This window comes from Chryseobacterium sp. (assembly GCF_019236175.1).
Classification (GTDB): Bacteria; Bacteroidota; Bacteroidia; order Flavobacteriales; family Weeksellaceae; genus Chryseobacterium.
Map to the genome: position 1 here is coordinate 41247 of NZ_JAFAJM010000018.1, position 17802 is coordinate 59048.

General features: G+C 38.0%; 16 protein-coding genes and 2 tRNA genes. 8 read left to right on the forward strand and 10 right to left on the reverse strand.

What is annotated here, in order from left to right; genetic code table 11:
• Positions 1-86 precede the first annotated feature (86 nt).
• Together JO178_RS15800 and JO178_RS15805 are read left to right on the forward strand one after the other, a co-directional pair.
• Positions 87-2090, forward strand: coding sequence for a Hint domain-containing protein (locus JO178_RS15800; protein WP_291937987.1), 2004 nt, complete (start codon positions 87-89; stop codon positions 2088-2090).
• Between the two features lie 66 nt (positions 2091-2156).
• A complete protein-coding gene (locus tag JO178_RS15805) occupies positions 2157-2696 on the forward strand; it encodes a hypothetical protein (RefSeq protein ID WP_291937989.1) in 540 nt (179 codons plus the stop codon).
• 174 nt (positions 2697-2870) lie between these two features.
• Here the strand turns inward: JO178_RS15805 and JO178_RS15810 are convergent, their stop codons facing one another.
• The 10 genes from JO178_RS15810 to JO178_RS15855 all read right to left on the reverse strand — a co-directional run bounded on the left by JO178_RS15810 (position 2871) and on the right by JO178_RS15855 (position 13993).
• Entirely contained in the window at positions 2871-3014 is a 144-nt protein-coding gene (locus JO178_RS15810; RefSeq protein ID WP_291937991.1) for a hypothetical protein, read from the reverse strand.
• A 284-nt stretch (positions 3015-3298) separates the two neighbouring features.
• Positions 3299-3892 (reverse strand): Crp/Fnr family transcriptional regulator, encoded by a 594-nt coding sequence (locus JO178_RS15815; protein ID WP_291937993.1) that lies wholly within the window; start codon positions 3890-3892, stop codon positions 3299-3301.
• A 169-nt stretch (positions 3893-4061) separates the two neighbouring features.
• Positions 4062-5270 (reverse strand): serine hydrolase domain-containing protein, encoded by a 1209-nt coding sequence (locus JO178_RS15820; RefSeq protein WP_291937995.1) that lies wholly within the window; start codon positions 5268-5270, stop codon positions 4062-4064.
• Positions 5271-5402: 132 nt separating this feature from the next.
• Positions 5403-6194 carry a phosphatase PAP2 family protein gene (locus JO178_RS15825; protein ID WP_291937997.1) on the reverse strand — a complete coding sequence of 264 codons (792 nt, stop codon included), beginning with the start codon at positions 6192-6194 and terminating at the stop codon, positions 5403-5405.
• Entirely contained in the window at positions 6191-9220 is a 3030-nt protein-coding gene (locus JO178_RS15830) for an efflux RND transporter permease subunit (RefSeq protein WP_291937999.1), read from the reverse strand. Before JO178_RS15830 ends, JO178_RS15825 begins: the two co-directional genes overlap by 4 nt.
• 4 nt (positions 9221-9224) lie before the next feature.
• Positions 9225-10148, reverse strand: a complete 924-nt coding sequence (locus JO178_RS15835; protein WP_291938001.1) for an efflux RND transporter periplasmic adaptor subunit — start codon at positions 10146-10148, stop codon at positions 9225-9227.
• A 2-nt stretch (positions 10149-10150) separates the two neighbouring features.
• Positions 10151-11422: a TolC family protein gene (locus tag JO178_RS15840; RefSeq protein WP_291938003.1), complete on the reverse strand. Its 1272-nt coding sequence runs from the start codon at positions 11420-11422 to the stop codon at positions 10151-10153.
• A gap of 136 nt (positions 11423-11558) precedes the next feature.
• A complete protein-coding gene (locus tag JO178_RS15845; protein ID WP_291938006.1) occupies positions 11559-11987 on the reverse strand; it encodes a hypothetical protein in 429 nt (142 codons plus the stop codon).
• Between the two features lie 80 nt (positions 11988-12067).
• A complete protein-coding gene (locus tag JO178_RS15850) occupies positions 12068-13318 on the reverse strand; it encodes a HAMP domain-containing sensor histidine kinase (RefSeq protein WP_291938008.1) in 1251 nt (416 codons plus the stop codon).
• Positions 13319-13993, reverse strand: a complete 675-nt coding sequence (locus JO178_RS15855) for a response regulator transcription factor (RefSeq protein WP_291938010.1) — start codon at positions 13991-13993, stop codon at positions 13319-13321.
• Positions 13994-14274: 281 nt separating this feature from the next.
• On the opposite strand from JO178_RS15855, the gene JO178_RS15860 reads away from it, so the two are divergent.
• The 6 genes from JO178_RS15860 to JO178_RS15885 all read left to right on the forward strand — a co-directional run bounded on the left by JO178_RS15860 (position 14275) and on the right by JO178_RS15885 (position 17697).
• Positions 14275-14664 (forward strand): STAS/SEC14 domain-containing protein, encoded by a 390-nt coding sequence (locus JO178_RS15860; protein WP_291938013.1) that lies wholly within the window; start codon positions 14275-14277, stop codon positions 14662-14664.
• Between the two features lie 214 nt (positions 14665-14878).
• Positions 14879-15673 (forward strand): helix-turn-helix domain-containing protein, encoded by a 795-nt coding sequence (locus JO178_RS15865; protein WP_291938015.1) that lies wholly within the window; start codon positions 14879-14881, stop codon positions 15671-15673.
• A gap of 221 nt (positions 15674-15894) precedes the next feature.
• Positions 15895-16596 (forward strand): hypothetical protein, encoded by a 702-nt coding sequence (locus JO178_RS15870; RefSeq protein WP_291938016.1) that lies wholly within the window; start codon positions 15895-15897, stop codon positions 16594-16596.
• A 266-nt stretch (positions 16597-16862) separates the two neighbouring features.
• Positions 16863-16935, forward strand: a tRNA-Lys gene (locus JO178_RS15875).
• 64 nt (positions 16936-16999) lie between these two features.
• A tRNA-Lys gene (locus tag JO178_RS15880) sits at positions 17000-17072 on the forward strand.
• 238 nt (positions 17073-17310) lie between these two features.
• Positions 17311-17697, forward strand: a complete 387-nt coding sequence (locus tag JO178_RS15885) for a hypothetical protein (RefSeq protein WP_291938019.1) — start codon at positions 17311-17313, stop codon at positions 17695-17697.
• Positions 17698-17802: the final 105 nt, after the last annotated feature.

Below are 17802 nucleotides of genomic sequence, written 5' to 3' on the forward strand. Positions count from 1 at the left end.
ATCAGGTAATCTGGACAGGGCCAAACAAACAGGTTACAGAAGACAATCTGGAAACCGATAGCTTTTCGGCGAGTAAGCCGTTTGCCTTGATTTGTCCAGACCGTCACTGTCAGGATTACGGCGATTTTTCGCCTCAGGCACACGCTTTATGTAACTGTAAAGACGTGAATGGAAACCCAATTCCGGATTGTGTTCCTAAAAATGTATTATATCCTTATCCGAGTGGTGTTTGTTTGAACATCGACAATCCATCGGATTATAGTACCAAACGGGGACGGGCTTGTACTAAGCAAGGCGATAGCTATTATGCATTAACGTGTTTCTGTTGTTGTTCGTGTTATGCGAACGGTACCAAAATTGCTATTCCGACAGGATTCAAAACGATTGAGTATTTTCAAACGGGAGATGAGGTATTAACGGCATCACTGGCAACAGGATCATTGAAATGGAATACCGGAAAAGTGGCATATAGTATGGGTACCGGGCCAGACGGACATCAGTCGGCCATGGTATATATGCACTTTGGCGACGACGATCGTCAGATTATTGTAACTCCGGATCAGTTGTTTTTAATGAGTACCGGAAAATTAAAACGTAGTGATCGGTTGGTTCCGGGTGTGGACGAATTGGTAAATGAGTGGGGCGACGCGGTGCCGATTCACGAAATCAGTATCGGAGAATATATAGGTGGAGTGCATCATATTTCTACTGCTGCTGCTTTCGATGGCGTTATAGACGGACACTTGTTATTGTCGGAAGGGGTTGTCTCGGGCGATTTTACCTTACAGGCCAATTCGGGTCAACTTATCGATATGGGGGCAATGGAAGACCATAAAGAACTGCCTAAAATCGGTTCGGAAGAATACGAGAAAAAGTATTCGCAATTATCGAAAGAATACTATGGTGTAATGCATATTACGGCATTAAGCGACGGAAGAAGAGAAAAAGTACAGCGTCCACAAAAATTCTATCTGCATGGCGAACGTTCGATTACTGTTCCGAATACAGCAGCAGCATATCTGGACGATGCTCAGGCAGCGGATGTGTACAATAATGCACCGCGTTGGAGTTTTGAAGATATTGGAATGAACAGCTCGCTAATAAAATATGTATTGCGTTTGTTTAAAGGGTTTTTCCCGGAAATCAATTTCTATTACGATCAGTCAAACGTAACGCCTAATGCATATGCTTTTGTACTGATGGACATGCAATATGTGGTATTAACGGGTGGTTTAACGCGTTTAAAAGGAATGGATCAGGAAGGATTATCGTTTATATTGGCGCATATGATTTCGACGCTTCAAAAATCGAATCCGACCGGGGCTAATGGCTGGACTTCAGTGGCTATGGCCGATTATTACAGTATCGGTTTCCTAATGGATATTTATTTCGGGAAAAATTTCGGAACCATGTACAATCCTGGAATTAAACAATTGGATACTTCGTTGTTTAAATATATTTCGCCCGAAAATCAGGAGTATACAAACGATCCGTATAAGCCTACAGTAGATACACGTTTCGACGCACTGGATGCGGGTAAAGCAATGGATTTCCCACCTGATGGAATAGGAGGTCCAACAGCCGGTGGATTGAAAGTTGTAGATGTTAAAGCATTCCCGCCAATGGTAGGGGCATTTAGCTTTGTGAGTCAGGATATTGACGAAGCAGCATCGGAAAACGCATTCCGTTTGTTGATACAAAACAAAGAGGTGACTGTTGATGGCGAGGTTTCTCCGGACTTTACCGTGAATACCGACCTGAACTTTTTATTCCCTGATGTTTCGGATAAAAATCAACGAGACATGATGACCGAACAGGTTCGCAGTAGTCTGATTCACGCGATGGGACTTATTCAGTTGGAATTTAACGATCTTGTTAATCCGGCTTCGGCTTCCAGCTACCACGATTTTACACTCGATCCGGATGCCCGTATCGATAGTGTTGTGGCCAAAACCAATATTCCTGTGGTGGAAATTGCCGCCGAAATTAAACGTGGTGTTGAATATACGTTGACCACATCGACGAATGTTCGTTCGTATAACGGATCAACAATTGATTTACAACAACGATCTATTTCTTTTAAAATCTAAAAGAGACGATTACTATCGCGGCCGGTAATCTCGCCGACCGCGATTTTTAACTAAAAAATTGAATCTATGGAACTGAATGAACTAAAAGAAATGACTGATATTAATGAGGCTTGTATGCGTTTTAGCGAAATTTTGGGATCGTCGAAACCTGTTCCGGAAGGGGTGTTATATGCCGCACTTGAAGATGAAGATTATGCACGGAATTTATTACTGGCTCGTAGAAGTCCTGAATTGATAAATATGCTATTAGCCCAACGGGCCTATTACCGTCCGAAAACAGTTGTACCGCAAGAAAAAAAGCAAAGCGGCTATACCAACCTGCAATTGATTGAAAAGCTAGGAAAATCGATGTGGAAATGGGGTTTGGTTGGTTTTTCTACCGTAACGGAAGAGGTGTATAACAAACGACTGGCGGCTTGTGCTTCGTGCGACCAATTAGAAGAAGCCCCCGATCAATTGGTATACAAAATCAGTTTAAAGAAAAATGAAGATAAACAGACTTGCAAAAGCTGTGGCTGTGTTGTGGCCCGGAAAGCAAGGTTAACGAACGATACTTGTCCCCTGGAAGATACGGGAAACCCCGGATTTAATCGTTGGGGTGAGTAAACACTATCCCTGCAAAGATTCTTTGCAGGGATAGTGTTTTTAATCGAAAAATACAGTTTATTTAATAAAAAAGGTATTTTTCCCTCCGCCAGTTGAGAAACTAAAACAAAAAAATCAAAATAGGTCACAATTTATATGATCTGTGTATATTGGGTAGCTGTTGAAAATAAATCCCTATTGGACGGTGTTTTCACAAATCTGGCTGATGCTTTTTCCAAATACAGGATGTTCCCAAAGTAGAATCGTCTGATCTCCTGAGAAAGCCCTTTTCACAGGATCAAAAAGAAAACCTCCCGCTAATAGGAGAGGCCATTCCAAAATAAACTTTTTAAACACGTCTGTAATCGCTCTTACATGATTACATGTGTTACAAAAATAATCCAAGATCAAGTACCTTCTTATGATTTGGCTCATATTGCTGCATGGAAACAATAAACCTTCCACATCATGGAAGGTTTATAAAGTCTCGGGTAAAAAGTAAAGATGGAAATTTTAGTATTCTCAAATATATGTATTCACTGATATCGTTATCATGATCTGAATCATAATGGAAATAAAAATGGTTCATAAACTACTCCTTCCCTGATTTTTGTTTAGTTCTATCAATAAAATATCTTTCTTTTTTCAAGTTTAAGCAGGTTGCTGTTATGCATTTTTTTGATGGTTCTGATGACGGTCTCTACGCGTAACCCTGTCAGGTTTGCCAATTGTTGTCTGGTAAGCGGTACCTGAAATGAATATTTGCTGTTGTCATCATTTCCTTTAAGGCAGTCCATTACTGTTTTAATTTTAAGCATGGGATCCGGTGATGAAACATTAAACAACATGACATATTTATAATATAACCGGTCAGCAAGACATTTAAACATCCGGGACGAAACCTCTGAATTTTGGTTGAGCAAATTAAAAAAATCTGATTTAGCTAACTTAATGATCGTACAGGGTGTTTTAGCGGTTGCATTTGTAGGATATGCTTTGTCATCAAATAAAAAAGATTCACCAAAACTTTGCCCGTCTGACAGAATGTTCTGAATAAATTCTTTTCCGTCTTCGTGATAATTGTTAAGTTCAACAATTCCATGTGTAATCTGAAAATAATACTTGGGCAAATTTCCTTCTAAAAATATGGTATCATGGGTATTAAAGGTTTCATAATTTGCTCCATAGGCTAATAATAAATCTTCACTTATTATCATGTCTCAAAATTTTACAGGTTAGTAATGATAGTTTTTGCTTATTTTAATCTGAGACAGCAAAGAGTAAACCAAATTATTGATTTTTTTTATCAAAAAATACCACATGTATTATCTGGGATGAGTCATAAAAGAGAATTATTATCAATTCATATAAAAAACAGGGGTAAACTTACTTTTTGTAAAGTTTTTGTTTTTGATCAAACGGTATAATATTTTCCCAATACCAGGGAGTATAGATGTTGCCAATAGCTTTTTCAAGCAGAGATTTAAAAATACTTTCTCCGTTATCACTGTTGGTCATGACAATGGCGGCAATACCTTTGTCCGGAAATCCAATCGAATAATGTCCCCATCCTTCGCTGTGTCCCTCCTTAAAAAAAGCATATCCATAGGGCGTTTTTAAAAGACCTACTCCCAAACCGTAAAAGAGAGGCGTGTCAGATCGTGTTTTATCATCTATTAACGCATTAGGACCAAACTGTTGCCTGGAAAGTACAGGAATCTGCGGAGTGAACATTTCCCGGATGCTTTTTTTTGAAATTTCCTTTTTCTGCAATAAGGCAGTATAAAAAGCTGAAAAGTCATTAATGGTGGTATACATGGATCCGGCTGCATGAGGTGAAGTTCTTTCATCAAATTCATAAGGTTTTTGTAAAGAATCATAGCCTATATTATGATTTTTGTTAAAAGCTTCCTGCCATACATAGCTGGTGTTTTTCATATGTAAAGGGCGAAAAACTTCTTCCTGGGCTATCGTTTCAAAGTCTTTTCCGGTAATCTGTTCCAGCACAAACTGTAAAAGATACATCCCTTCTCCCGAATAACTGTACCGGGTTCCCGGGTCATATTTAATAACCAATTTTCCATCAGGCTCAAACCCGCGGTAATTAGGAAATCCCGTGGTATGATCCAGACACATTCTTGCCGTGATCTTCTCAAATCTTCTATCTCCTTTTATATCCTGATATCCACGGGTTTTTTTGGTAAATGTATAGTCGTAGAGAGGCTTTTTCAGATATTTAACCAAGGGAGTATCTAAATTGATCATTCCTTTATCCCTCATTTTTAAAACAATATAGGAGAATACGGTCTTGCTTAAAGAGCAGCTCCAGTAAATGGTGGCCGTGTCCGTTTTTTGCTGTTTCGAGAGATCGGCATATCCGAAACTACGAATATAAACAGGTTTATTATGATTAAAGACAGCTATGGATAATCCGGTAACTTTTGCCGTATCCATTAATTTTTTGATGACAAGATCCAGCTGATGAGGCTGAATAGAAGAACCATCAAGATGTTTTATACGCTGAGAATACATTCCTGAACTGAATAATGAAAGAGTTACAAGAATAAATGAGCACAGAATTCTTTGGGGTATCATAGATCAGTTTTTTTATAAAGGTACGTAAATGATTAATAATCAGTGGTTAAATTTGTTTATTTTTGAGGGTTGTACTGGATTTATTATTGTTTATAAGTAAGATATCTTCAAAAAATTGAAGCAGATTCTCTGTTAAAATTGTTTAACAAGACCAATAGAAAACTGTTTATTGACATACCCCGGAAACAGAAAAGCCTGATTATTTTTATTTTTTCTGCCTATGTGAATCTTATCATAAAGCCAATATGACAGAGTGGTGGATATAATTCCGACACCTGCACCTGCAGCAACATCTCCCAGCCAGTGCTTATTATTATACATTCTGAGAATTCCTGTTCCTGCCGCTACGGCATATCCGGCTACCCCGATCCATGGAGAGGTATTCCAATATTCTCTGCGAAGAAATTCGGCAGAAGCAAATGCAATAGCAGTATGTCCCGAAGGAAAAGACTGATCATTGCTGAGGTCCGGTCTTTCCTGACGGGTTAATCTTTTGGTAGGAACTACAATGGCAGTGGAAATACCTATCGACATGGCGTATACAATCAGTTCTTTTTTGATGGAACTTTCCCCTTTTATTCCAAAAGCCTGAAGAGCGAAAACAGCAGCTCCGGGAGCAAATTGGGAGTAATTATCAATCGTGGTCCGGAAAGTGGGGTGGTCTTCCATGATTTCGTCGCGGGTATCAAAATTGATCTTTTTAAATGAATGGGTTGTTGTAGCCAGTATGCCATAGGTAATGAGTGCACCCGGGATGATAAATTGTTTAGGCTTTAATTTAAAAGGAGTTGGTGTCAAGATGCTGTCTTTGGCGATATAATGAGCCGCGGTAGTGGCAGCGATGCTGTCTCCTTTTATAATATTGATGCTGTCTTTTTGAGCAAATAGTACTGTAGGCAGTAACAGAAAGATTAAGAGCTTCATTCTTCAGTAGATTTTAATTGAATTTTGTTTAATAAAGTTGGAAATACGATAAGCAGGAGCGGCAGAGCAACCAGAAAACCTCCGATTACAGCAATGGCTAAAGGCTGATGCATTTGCGCACCCGTACCAATGCCCAATGCAAGAGGCATTAAAGCGATGATAGCTCCTAATGCAGTCATCAGTTTGGGACGAAGTCTTGTGCTGATAGCATATATAACAGCCTGTTCTTTTGTTTTGTTACTAAGGCTTTCGTGAAATTGTAAATAAGTGAAAATGGCATTTTCTCCAATGATTCCTACCATCATAATCAGTCCGGTATAACTTCCTACATTCAAGGGAGTATGGGTGAGATACAGAAGGAGAACTCCCCCTGAAATTCCCAAAACAGAAATTCCTAAAATAAGAGAGGCCACGGTTAGATTTCGGAATAAAAAAAGCATAACGGAAAAAACCAGTAAGCTGGAAATTCCAAGGATAATCAAAAGCTCTCTGAAAGATCTCTGCTGTTCTGCATATGCGCCACCGTATACAATAGAATAACCTGCCGGAAGCTTGACTTTTTGATCAATCTGTTTTTGAATTTCTTTGATTGTTCCTCCTAAGTCACCATTGTCCAGTCTTGCCGTTACAATGCCCAGCGTTTGGAGATCTTCCCTGTTGACCTCTGCGGAGCCACTGGTGATGTCAACAGTTGCAAACTCACTTAAAGGCTTCAAGGTTCCGTTGGGCAGAGAAATCATACTGTTGTTGATATCAGTTAAAGACTGGTTGGTTCTGCTGTTATACAACAATCTGATAGGAGTAAACTGAACCTGATCAAAAATATTTCCGGCGACATTCCCATCCAGGTTAGCCTGAAGCTGGCTCTGAAAATCAGGTAAAGGAATTTGATATTGAGCTAAAACAGGAAGCTTTGGGGTAACGATGATGGAGGGGCCTGCAATAACGATTCCATCGAATACATCGGCGGTACCATTCACTTTTCCTACAATATCCGCTATTTTTTTAGAGTAGCCTTGAATCATTTTCTGATCCGTACCGAAAATCTTAATTTCAATAGGCTGTACACTGCTCATAAGGTCTCCCAGCATATCTGAAATCACTTGTCCGAAGTCAACGGTTAAAGGAAGTCCTGAAATTTCTATTTTGGAGCGAATTTCATCAGTTACCTCATTGGTCGTTTTATTTCGGTCCTTTTTAAGCTGGATCAGATAATCTCCTGTGTTGGGTTCCGTGATAAAGAAACCCATTTGGGTACCTGTTCTTCTGCTGTATGCGGAAACATTCGGATTTGCAACAATGATCTTTTCCACTATTTTTAGCTCCCGGTCCGTTTCTTCCAAAGAGGTTCCCGGAGGTGATTTATAATCCAGAACAATACTTCCTTCATCCATTTCCGGCAAAAAACCTGTGCTGATGTTAGGTAAAATAATTGCTGTAATGATGATGAGGAATGCAATAAAGAGATAACTGAAGATCGGTTTTCTGATAAAAAAGCCTACCCATTTTCTCTCCTTTACGTCATGATGCTGAAGGTTTTTTTCTTTTGTTTTTCCTGAAGAAAGAAGTAAATATACCACAGGCAATAAGACCCAGGTCGCAAAAAATGAACAGACTAAAGTAATGATCATCGTGTTGGTCATTACTTTAAAATAAGCCCCGGCAACACCGCTCATCAATATGAAGGGTAAAAAGATAACTATGGTACTGAGGGAAGAACCTACCATTGCTTTCAGCAGATAGTTGATGGCTTTTTGTACTAAAGTTCTGGATGATTCTTCAGGGTGTTCTTCATGGGTACGGTGTATTTGCTCTACGACAACAATAGCGTCATCTATAATTAATCCGATGGCAGCTGCTATTGCTCCAAGGGTCATGATATTGAATGTTTGGCCTATTGCATATAAAACCAGCATGGTAAGGCTTAATGTGATAGGGATTGTAATCAGTATCACGGCACTTGCTTTCCATGAACGGAGGAAGATCACAGCAACGATTATGGCTAATAAAAGTCCTATCCATAGTGCATCCGTTACACTTTTTATAGAGTCATTGACAAAATCTGCCTGCACATAGTAAGGTTTTAAGACCACATCTTTTGTCAGTGTTTTCTGAAGATCATTAATCTTAGCATTCATTGCTTTGGTAAGATCCACCACATTAGCATTAGGCTGCTGGATAATCGCTATCAGGATACTTTCTTTTCCGTTGGCATTTACTTTAATGTATTGTTTGGCATTGTGAATAGTAATTTCGGCAATATCACGTAGTAAAACAATACGTTTACCATTATTGCTTACCACCAGATTTTTCAGCTGTTCTTCATTACGGATTTGCGCATCGGTAAGGGTAAGATACAGATATCTGAAATCAGAGGAATATCCGTTCGATTTAATGAAATTGGTACTGTTAATGGCCTGTTCAACACTTGTAGAAGTAATGCCTAAACGAGCCATCGTCTGTTGATTCATCAGTACCCGGAACTCTTTATCCTGTCCGCCGATGACCCTTATTTCACTGACGCCCGGAACCTGGGAGAGAAATGGTTTAATGGTATACAGAGCAAGCTGTTTAAGAGCTATAGGGTCTTTACTGTCAGAATTTAAGGAATATCCTATGACCGGAAGAATAGAAGGATTCATCTTTTCTACCGTGATATTGGTTTCAGGTGGAAGCTGATTTCTTACTTCATTAATACTGCTTTCTACCTGCTGTTTTGCTAAGTCAACATTCACATTCCAGGACATAAATGCCGAAATCTCACAACTTCCCCGGTTGGTGGTACTTCTGAGAAGCTGCAGGTCGGGTACTTTCTTTACTGCATTTTCCAGGACTTTAGTGACACCTACAGTCATTTGGCTGATAGGCTGTTGTCCTACATCTGCAATGATTTTTATTTTCGGAAAAGTGACCTGAGGAAACAGCGCAGACTGTATTTTCGTATAAGAATAAATCCCCCCCGTAAGTATCAGTACAACCAGAATCAGCAAAGGACTTCTGTAGGTTACAAAAAATGACTTTTTCATCGGATCAGGATTTTTTAATTTTCACGAATGCGGTATCGCTCAGTCCAAAGTTTCCGGACGTAATTACCTTGTCTTTGGTGGTAAGATTACCGGATTTTATTTGGATATATTGATCAGTTTCGGCTCCTTTTACAATGGGAACTTTTACTGCTGTCGTATCATTGGTCATTTTCATCACCCAAAAGGACGATTGGGTTTCATCACTTAAGATGGCCATTTTAGGAACTGTCAGACCATAAGCGGTGGATTTTGAAAACGTAACCGTGCCGATTAGATTTTCAGGAATATTGTTGTTAGGTACCTGAAGCAAAACTTTTACGGTTTGTGATACGGGGTCTACGGAAGGCATTATCTTGGCTATTCGTGCGGCCAGGTTGTTTCCGTCAGGCAGTTTCACGGTTAATGAGCTTTGGCTTTTTATCAGCTGTAGATATTCATAAGGAACATCTACCACAAAACCGAAACTGGAAGCATCCGTAATTGTGGCCAAAATTTCTCCGTCCTGTACATAATCTCCGATTTGGTGATTCAGCATCACAACATATCCTGTTGCCGGACTTACCACAGATGTTGTTCCGCTAAATCTGAAGGATTGATCCAGTTTATTAATGGTATTACCCAATGCCCGTGCTTCTTTGGTCTGTAATCCGAAAAGGACAGCGCCCCGGTTTACCCGGTCTCCAAGCCGCACGGTCATATTGGTAATATAACCTGTACTATTGGCTTTTGCATCTGATTTCAGCAGATAACTTGCTGTAGCATTTAAGGTAATCTCATTATTCAGTTGAATAGTGTCAGAAGGATAAGCAATACTGACTTCCGTTTTAGGCTTTGCCTCCGGTTTAGCTTCTTCCGTACCCGCTGTATTATTTTTTTTACAACTCAGTAGGGAAATACTTATTACGATCAGAAAAAATAATTTTTGCATGGCTATTGGAGGATTAAATATTGCATTTGGTTTCGTAAATTGAATAGAGTAGCATTGTACTGTATAATATTGCCTTTGAGATTAAGCAGATTATTGATGGATAAAATGAAATCTACCATTCTTACATCTCCCGTCGGCAATTGTTTTGCATTGGCTTCTACCAGAGTTTTGGCGTAGTCAATTTGTTGATTGGCCGTTTTTAGCATGGTATGGTATTGCTCCATTTGATTCCGGATCTGAAAAATCTGCTGCTGATACTGTCTTTGAGTTTGCTCCAAATACTTTTGGCGGGTTTGTAAAGCCAGCTGATTTTGCTGCAGCATCATTTTCTTTTGATGGCCATCATAAATGGGAATAGAAACTCCGAGGCCAAGACCTAATCCGAAATTTTTATAAGGAGTCTGCGCAAATGAAGACTGATATCCGCCGTCAGAAAACGCAGTCACCTTGGGCTTATAATTGTATTTTATAATTTCACTGTCATTGGCTATCTTAAGACTGTCTGCTTTATAGGCTTGTGCATATACACTTTCTTTAAAATCCACAGGAGAAGGTTCTGTATCTATATTGGGTGCATCCAGACGCGGAAACCGGATGTCTACAATACCGCATAGATAATTGAGTAGTGCATAATTACTCTGCCAGTCTGCCTGCTGCTGCTCTAATGTGAGTTCGTTTTGTTGTAAAGTAACTTTGAAGGTCAGGTAGTCTGTTTGTTTGAAAACAGAAGATTGGGTCAGTTTTTTTAAGATGACATCTTCCTGATTAAGTAAACCGATAATTTCCCTGCTCAGCTCATAACGCTGCTGGCTGGCATAGGTTGCAATATACTGATCTGTAATCTGTTTATTTAAAGTCTGGATATTAAGATTTTTCTGGGCAAGAATCTGTGCAATACTTACATTATAGGCTTTTAGTCTTGTATTCAGATTATTTCGGCTGATAAATTCTTTAGCCACTCTTAGTCCCGCGAATAGCGACTGCCCGTTGGTTAATGCATTATCATATCCCCATCCTTTAATATTGGGTGAATATCCTGCATTGGCTTCTCCGGTGACAATAAAGCCATAGGCTGCTTTTAATTTTAAACTGTCAATTTTGCTGGAGGCTATCTGATTATTGTAATCATTGAGTAACGGGCTGTTATTTTGAGCAGTTTGGATGAAATAGGACAGGTTATGTTCCGTTTGTGCTTTTACTGTTACGGAAAAACAAAGTGCTGAGGCCATGAGAACTAAAAGCCATCGAGCCGGATATGTACAGAAAGTGTTCATACAGACTATTTCAAATTCTTAGTTCAAAGATGAAAAACAATTCTGTTGAGATTCTGAATTTTTTAGATCCGATTATTTTCAACAAAAAAAACCGATTAAAAAATCGGTTTCTTATCAATATTTATATTCTATGCTTCTAATCCTTTTGTAGTTTGATAAAATTACCTTTAGCATCGAAAAGAGCATCTCCTGATTTTACTTCAGCTTCGTATAGAACCGAACCGTCAGCTTTTGTGATCTTAGCCGCTTCTTTGATATTACCTAACTTTTGCTGTACAATGTATTTTGAAACGGATGCAGGAAGCTGCTTTGCTGCAATTTCAACTTCTGTTTCTTCCAAAGTACCTGCCGGAGTATATAATTCACTCATTTTATGGCCGTTTTGTTTAAACCCGGCTTCATATTTATCAGCTTCTTTCTCCCATTTAGCTTTAACGTTTGGGTGGCTTTTCTGAAAAGCTTTTTCCACGGCGGGCGGAACTTTCAGATTTTCTTTTTTCTGTTGTGCGAATGTCAGGCTGCTTAATCCTGTGGTGAACAGCATTGTTAAAATTATTATTCTCATTTTACATTATTTTTAATCAGTGATGTAAAATTCAGCAGACATTCTGTAGAGATACTGAATTTTTTTAGTATCCGTAAAAATTAATGAAAATGAATACTGAACATATGCTGTTGATTGGTGAAATGGTATTGAATTTCATACTGATACAGATCACAGATTTTCTTACTCATTTCCAGCCCGAGCCCTATACTATGGGTATTTTCGGATTGCTTTTTAAATCGTTGGAATAGTTCCTCATGATTTAATTCCTTTTTTGCGGGATTGGAAATGATGAGGTTTCGTTGTTCTGTTTTTACAGAAAGAGTCTGCCCGTTTTCCGAATGTCTTATGGCATTTGACAGTATATTTCCAATGAGAATGTCAATGAGAATGGGATTGGCAGTGATTTCAATTTCGTGATCCAGTGAGAGATTCCATTGAAGTTCTTTTTGTTGTGCCGGTTCCTCATATTGGTCCAGCAGTTTTTGTATAATTGTTTGAATTCCTATTTTTTCGGTAGCCGGAAACTGGTTGTTTTCAATTTTAGTAAGAAGCAGTAAAGTACGGTTGAGACGTTGCATTTTATTTCCGGCGATGGCAATTTCTTCTATGAGTTCAGCCTGATCCTTTGAGATAGGGTTGGTTTGCATCAGTAACTCGAGTTTGCTTTGCATTACTGCAATAGGCGTTTGCAGTTCGTGGGAAGCATTTTCTGTAAATTCTTTTTGTGTTTTATAGAGTCTCTGATTCCGTTTGGTAAGATCTTTTATGGAATTTCCTAAATTGTTGAACTCTTCAATATGGGTAGGCATAAAACGGTAACTGTCATCGTTGTCTACACGATATAAGTTCAGCTTGTTCACGATATCATTAAAGGGTTTCCATAATTTTTTGGAAAGCTGGAAATTAATAATCATCAAACCAATCAGCAGAGCAGCTACCAATATGAATTGTAATATTAATATGCTATTAAGCAGATCTTCATCCTCGATCATGGATTTTTGGATTCTTATTTCATAAGGTTTCCCATTGACAAAGGTATTGGAAAGCAGAATCCGGTGCATTACCGTTTCATTATCATCAGGAATAAAAACAGGCTTATTATAAATAGAATCAAAAATCTTAGGATTGCTGGAAGGACGTACAATGATACTGTTTTCAAAGGAAATAAAATTATCGGGAATTGTCGTTCTGAGTTGTTTTTCTATCCATACTTTCTGGTGATTCATGCTTTCATCCAGACTCTTCAGCATCAGATACTGCAGAGAAAAGTAAAAAACAGGAATTGCTATCAATAAAATAAGGATGGCATAAACAATATAACGGCGTGATATGTAATTGATTAATTTCATTTAATATTCAAATTTATACCCCATTCCGTACTGAGATTTTAAATAATCATTGCATTGGGCAGCGCTAAGTTTTTTCTTCAGGTTTTTAATATGTGCATAGATAAAATCGTAGTTATCATAGACTTCTGCATTTTCCCCGGACAGATGCTCTGCAATGGCTGTTTTGGAAAGCACTCTGTTTTTATTGATGGTAAAATAGAGCAGCAGATCATATTCTTTTCGGGTAAGATCAACAAATTGGTTATGAACCGTAACTGTTTTGGCAAGGGTATCAATGGTGATTTCGTGAAAGACCAGCACATTTCCCCCGTTAAATCTACGACGGCGGATAACAGCAGCGATACGGGCACTTAATTCTGATAAATGAAAAGGTTTGGGAATATAATCATCTGCTCCCAGCTGCAATCCGGTTATTTTATCATCTATGGAATCTTTGGCTGAAATAATGATGACTCCGTCTGTTTTATTATTTTCTTTTAAAGCTTTCAAAATGTTGAGCCCATTACCATCCGGAAGGGAAATGTCGAGAAGAATACAGTCGTAATCATAAGAATCTACTTTCTCAATGGCGGTATTGAAATTAGTGGCTACTTCACAGAGATAGTTCTCCTGTTTTAAATAGGTGATAATACTTTTACTCAGTGCAGCTTCATCTTCGATAACGAGTATTTTCATACAATAGTTTTATTCAAAAATAGGATTAAAATCTGAATGAAAACTGAATTATTAAAATCAGTCGGGTTTCTAAAGTTTATGAGCTTCTTCCGGACAAGTTTTATCACCAGAGATCAGTTTTTAACAGCTTTTCTATGCATCTCAGACAACAGGACTATAGTTATTATGGTTTTTACCCGAAATGATAAACCATACTGGTCGTAATTTTTTAAGATGCAGATATTTGTTTAATTTTGTTATAGAAGTACTGTGGAAAATAAACAATTAAAAATAAGTAGACTATGTTAAATCAGATAAAAGAATTTAAGAATAACGCAATTGCGCTGGAGATATTGGGCGCATTTACAGAAGCTGACGCATTGCTTATAGAGCAGCTTTTTGAGGAAAAACTGAATAATGGATATCAGCATGTTAATATACTTATTAAAGTCAAAGACATGTCGGTGCTTAAAGAGATGAAGCTAAAAGGTTTTTTTGAGGGTGAACTATGGGGAATTAAACACTTTGGAAAAATAGGACGCTGCGCTGTGGTATCACATTCGGATTTCATGAAATTGGTGGTTACTATTGAAAATGAAGTTTTGCACTTGTTCAATCCGGCCCTGAAAGAGAAATATTTTGAAGAAACGGAATTAGAGAAAGCCTTAGAATTCATAGCATCCGATGAATAAATAAGAGCATCACATTTGTCGCAGGCCTTCCGATACAGAATTTGAGTGGCGGACTGATAAAGTCACTAAAAACATTCTTTGGAGTTCCTTACGTGATTTCCGGAGACTTTACAATTATTTTTCCTGAAATCCTGATTCCGGAAAACACTTTCAGGTCCTTTTATTCAACAGTATTGCAGATATTTGTATAGTCGTATTAAATTCGACTGTACCTATGAAATCTGTTCACCCGATTGATCCCTTACAGTTTATTTTTTTTGAACTGGGCAATATTCCAGAAGATTATCAGGAAAACCCTATGCGTGCTGGGTTTTTCGAAATAGTTTGGCTTATAAATACTGAAGCGGAAACTGAGGATTATATGTACCTGATCCCGCTGTATCGTCTTTCAAAGCTCAATCTTGAGAATAAAAAAGGCTGTCTGATTGCCTTTAAAAGAGATTACCTGGAAGAAGATGATAAGGAATATGCATTGGATGTTTTCAACCTTTTTAATATGAACGGACAGTATACAGGGTTTCGTGTGAGCCCTGGTATGAGAGAAACACTTCAAAATATCAGAAGACTACTGGAGAAGGAATATACCCATCCGATGGGAACATATCTGATCATAAAGGCATTATTAAAAGTATTTCTGCTGAATCTTATCCGGATGAATCAAGACTACTTTTTAAATCAGGAATTAAATCAGAAACGCGTCTATCAGTTTATCCTTCTGATGGATGAAAATTACAAGACAGAACGTAAGGCAGATTTTTATTCCTCTAAAATGGGAATCAGCGAAAAAAGAATTAATCAGATCCTGAAAGAAAAAATGAATAGAACCTTAACTCAGCTCCTTCATGAAAGACTAGTGGTAGAGGCAAACAGGATGTTGATTGGCGGAGAGTTTACCATCAAAGAAATTGCATTTGATCTGAATTTTGAAGATCCTGCCTATTTTTCCCGGTTTTATAAAAAGCACACCGGCAGAACTCCTGAGGATTTTAAAAAACATCATCTCACCTGAAATTCTTTCAATGTATATTAAGTTCCGATAAACATTTCCGGATTGTACCAATGGATTAGAAAATAGTACAGCTCAACTGATTCAGCCCCGGCCTAACTTTGTCTGGCGGTTAAAAGATTTCTATGAATAAAAGAAGAATGTATTTTTTAGCAGCATTTTATCCCTTCTTCTATCATGAATTTTTAATCGAAAAATAATCATATACATAAAACTTATTCATTATGGAATTGACAATAGAAACAGAAAAATTAGTACGGGAGAATATTAATGCTCTTCTATCTCCGAAGCCTGTACGTATGGAAGCAGGTATCCAGAGACTTGAAAACGGAATGCTTCATGTGGCGATGAGAAATGTGCTGCACGACTGTAAAGGTAAAATGCTGGACTGGTGGTTTACCTATTTTGAAACTACAGCAGATTTAAAGTTGTGGCATCCGCTGGATCACGTTGCACACGGAGGATGGGACAGCCAATGGATTAAAAATGAAAACTATATAGGAGCTACCATTCATGCAACAGAATCATTAGGAAATATACCTCCGGTATCAGCTACCATTAAATTCCATGATCCCGCAGACATTTTTGATTCCGTTATTCTGCATCAGGCTTATGCCAACGGAGACGTAAGTGCTGTTATTTATGCCAGAATCGGTTTTGGTGAAAATACTCCTGTAGACATAAATGGTGATCCTTTGGATGGTTATATGTTTCATATTGTCAGAGATATGTCACAGGGATGCGTTCTAAGAAGTCATTTTTTTCTTGGAGCTTTAACAGCGGATAGTGATCATCAGCTTCCCGATGAAATTGGATTTGGGCTGATGGAACATTGCTACAGTGAATTTACTTATCTCGCGCAGGCTCTTCCCTCACTTTATTATGCCGAGAATAAAAACGGAGATAAACCTCCTCTTTTGTGGTAGCCTTACAAAAATGACTTTAAATTTATGTTTGACAGCATGTGAAGGTATTTTACATGCTGTTTTGGGAGGAAGTAATTTCATAAACAAGCACTTATCATGAAAGAGATTAGAGTGGAGCTGAAGGCTATTCACAGACATATCCGGCTTCTTCAGAGGAAAAGTAAAATTTATTGAATAAAAAACATAAAAAAAGTTGGAGTTAAAAGAAAAATTACTATCTTCGCAGTCCCTTAAATAAAGGGATTTACTTAAAAAAGTAAGTGGCCGACTCGGTAGCTCAGCTGGTAGAGCAATACACTTTTAATGTATGGGTCCTGGGTTCGAATCCCAGCCGGGTCACAAGTAAGAAAACTAGTGTTTTGAGATTTTTAAAACTTCAAAATTACTTAAAAAAATAATGGCCGACTCGGTAGCTCAGCTGGTAGAGCAATACACTTTTAATGTATGGGTCCTGGGTTCGAATCCCAGCCGGGTCACAAACAAAAGAACTACCTTTCAGGTGGTTTTTTTTATGCAAATAAAAATCAATGCTTTCAGTTTCTGCTGTCTGGATTTGTATAATTTACTTAAAAAAATAAGTAGTTAAGAATAGTTTTATAGGAATTTCTAAAAGTCAAGTTACAGGATATTACTTAGAATTAAATCTGGTTAATACTTCTATATAAAGTACTTATTTAAAATCATTCTTAATGAAAGATTTTATAATTTTGGGTAGTGAAAAAGCTGATTGCCATATTATTATTATCACTGTATTTGGTTTCTACAACCGAACTGTATCAGCTTTTGAAAATGCCGCTTCTTATAGAACATTATATGGAGCATAAGAAACTTAATCCCGAAATGTCTCTTACTGCGTTTCTGAAAACCCATTATGATCATCCGGTTAAAGACAGCGATTATGATAAAGATCAGAGGCTGCCTTTTGTTTCGCACGGCAATCTTCTTTCGGTGGTTTTCACCATCAGTCCGGCTTTAGATTTTCATTGCACTGAAAAGACCGGTCGTCCGACAGAGATAAGTCCGGTTTTTTATAAAAATGTATTCCATCATAAGGAAATTGTAAATTCTATCTGGGAGCCTCCCAAATTTCATCAGTCTTAATCTGTTTTTTTTCTCAATCATTTTTTGATTGGGCTATTCTGTTGTACAGGTAATGAATCTGCGAAATAATGCAGACGTATTTCCTTTGTACTTCAGGTACTTAAA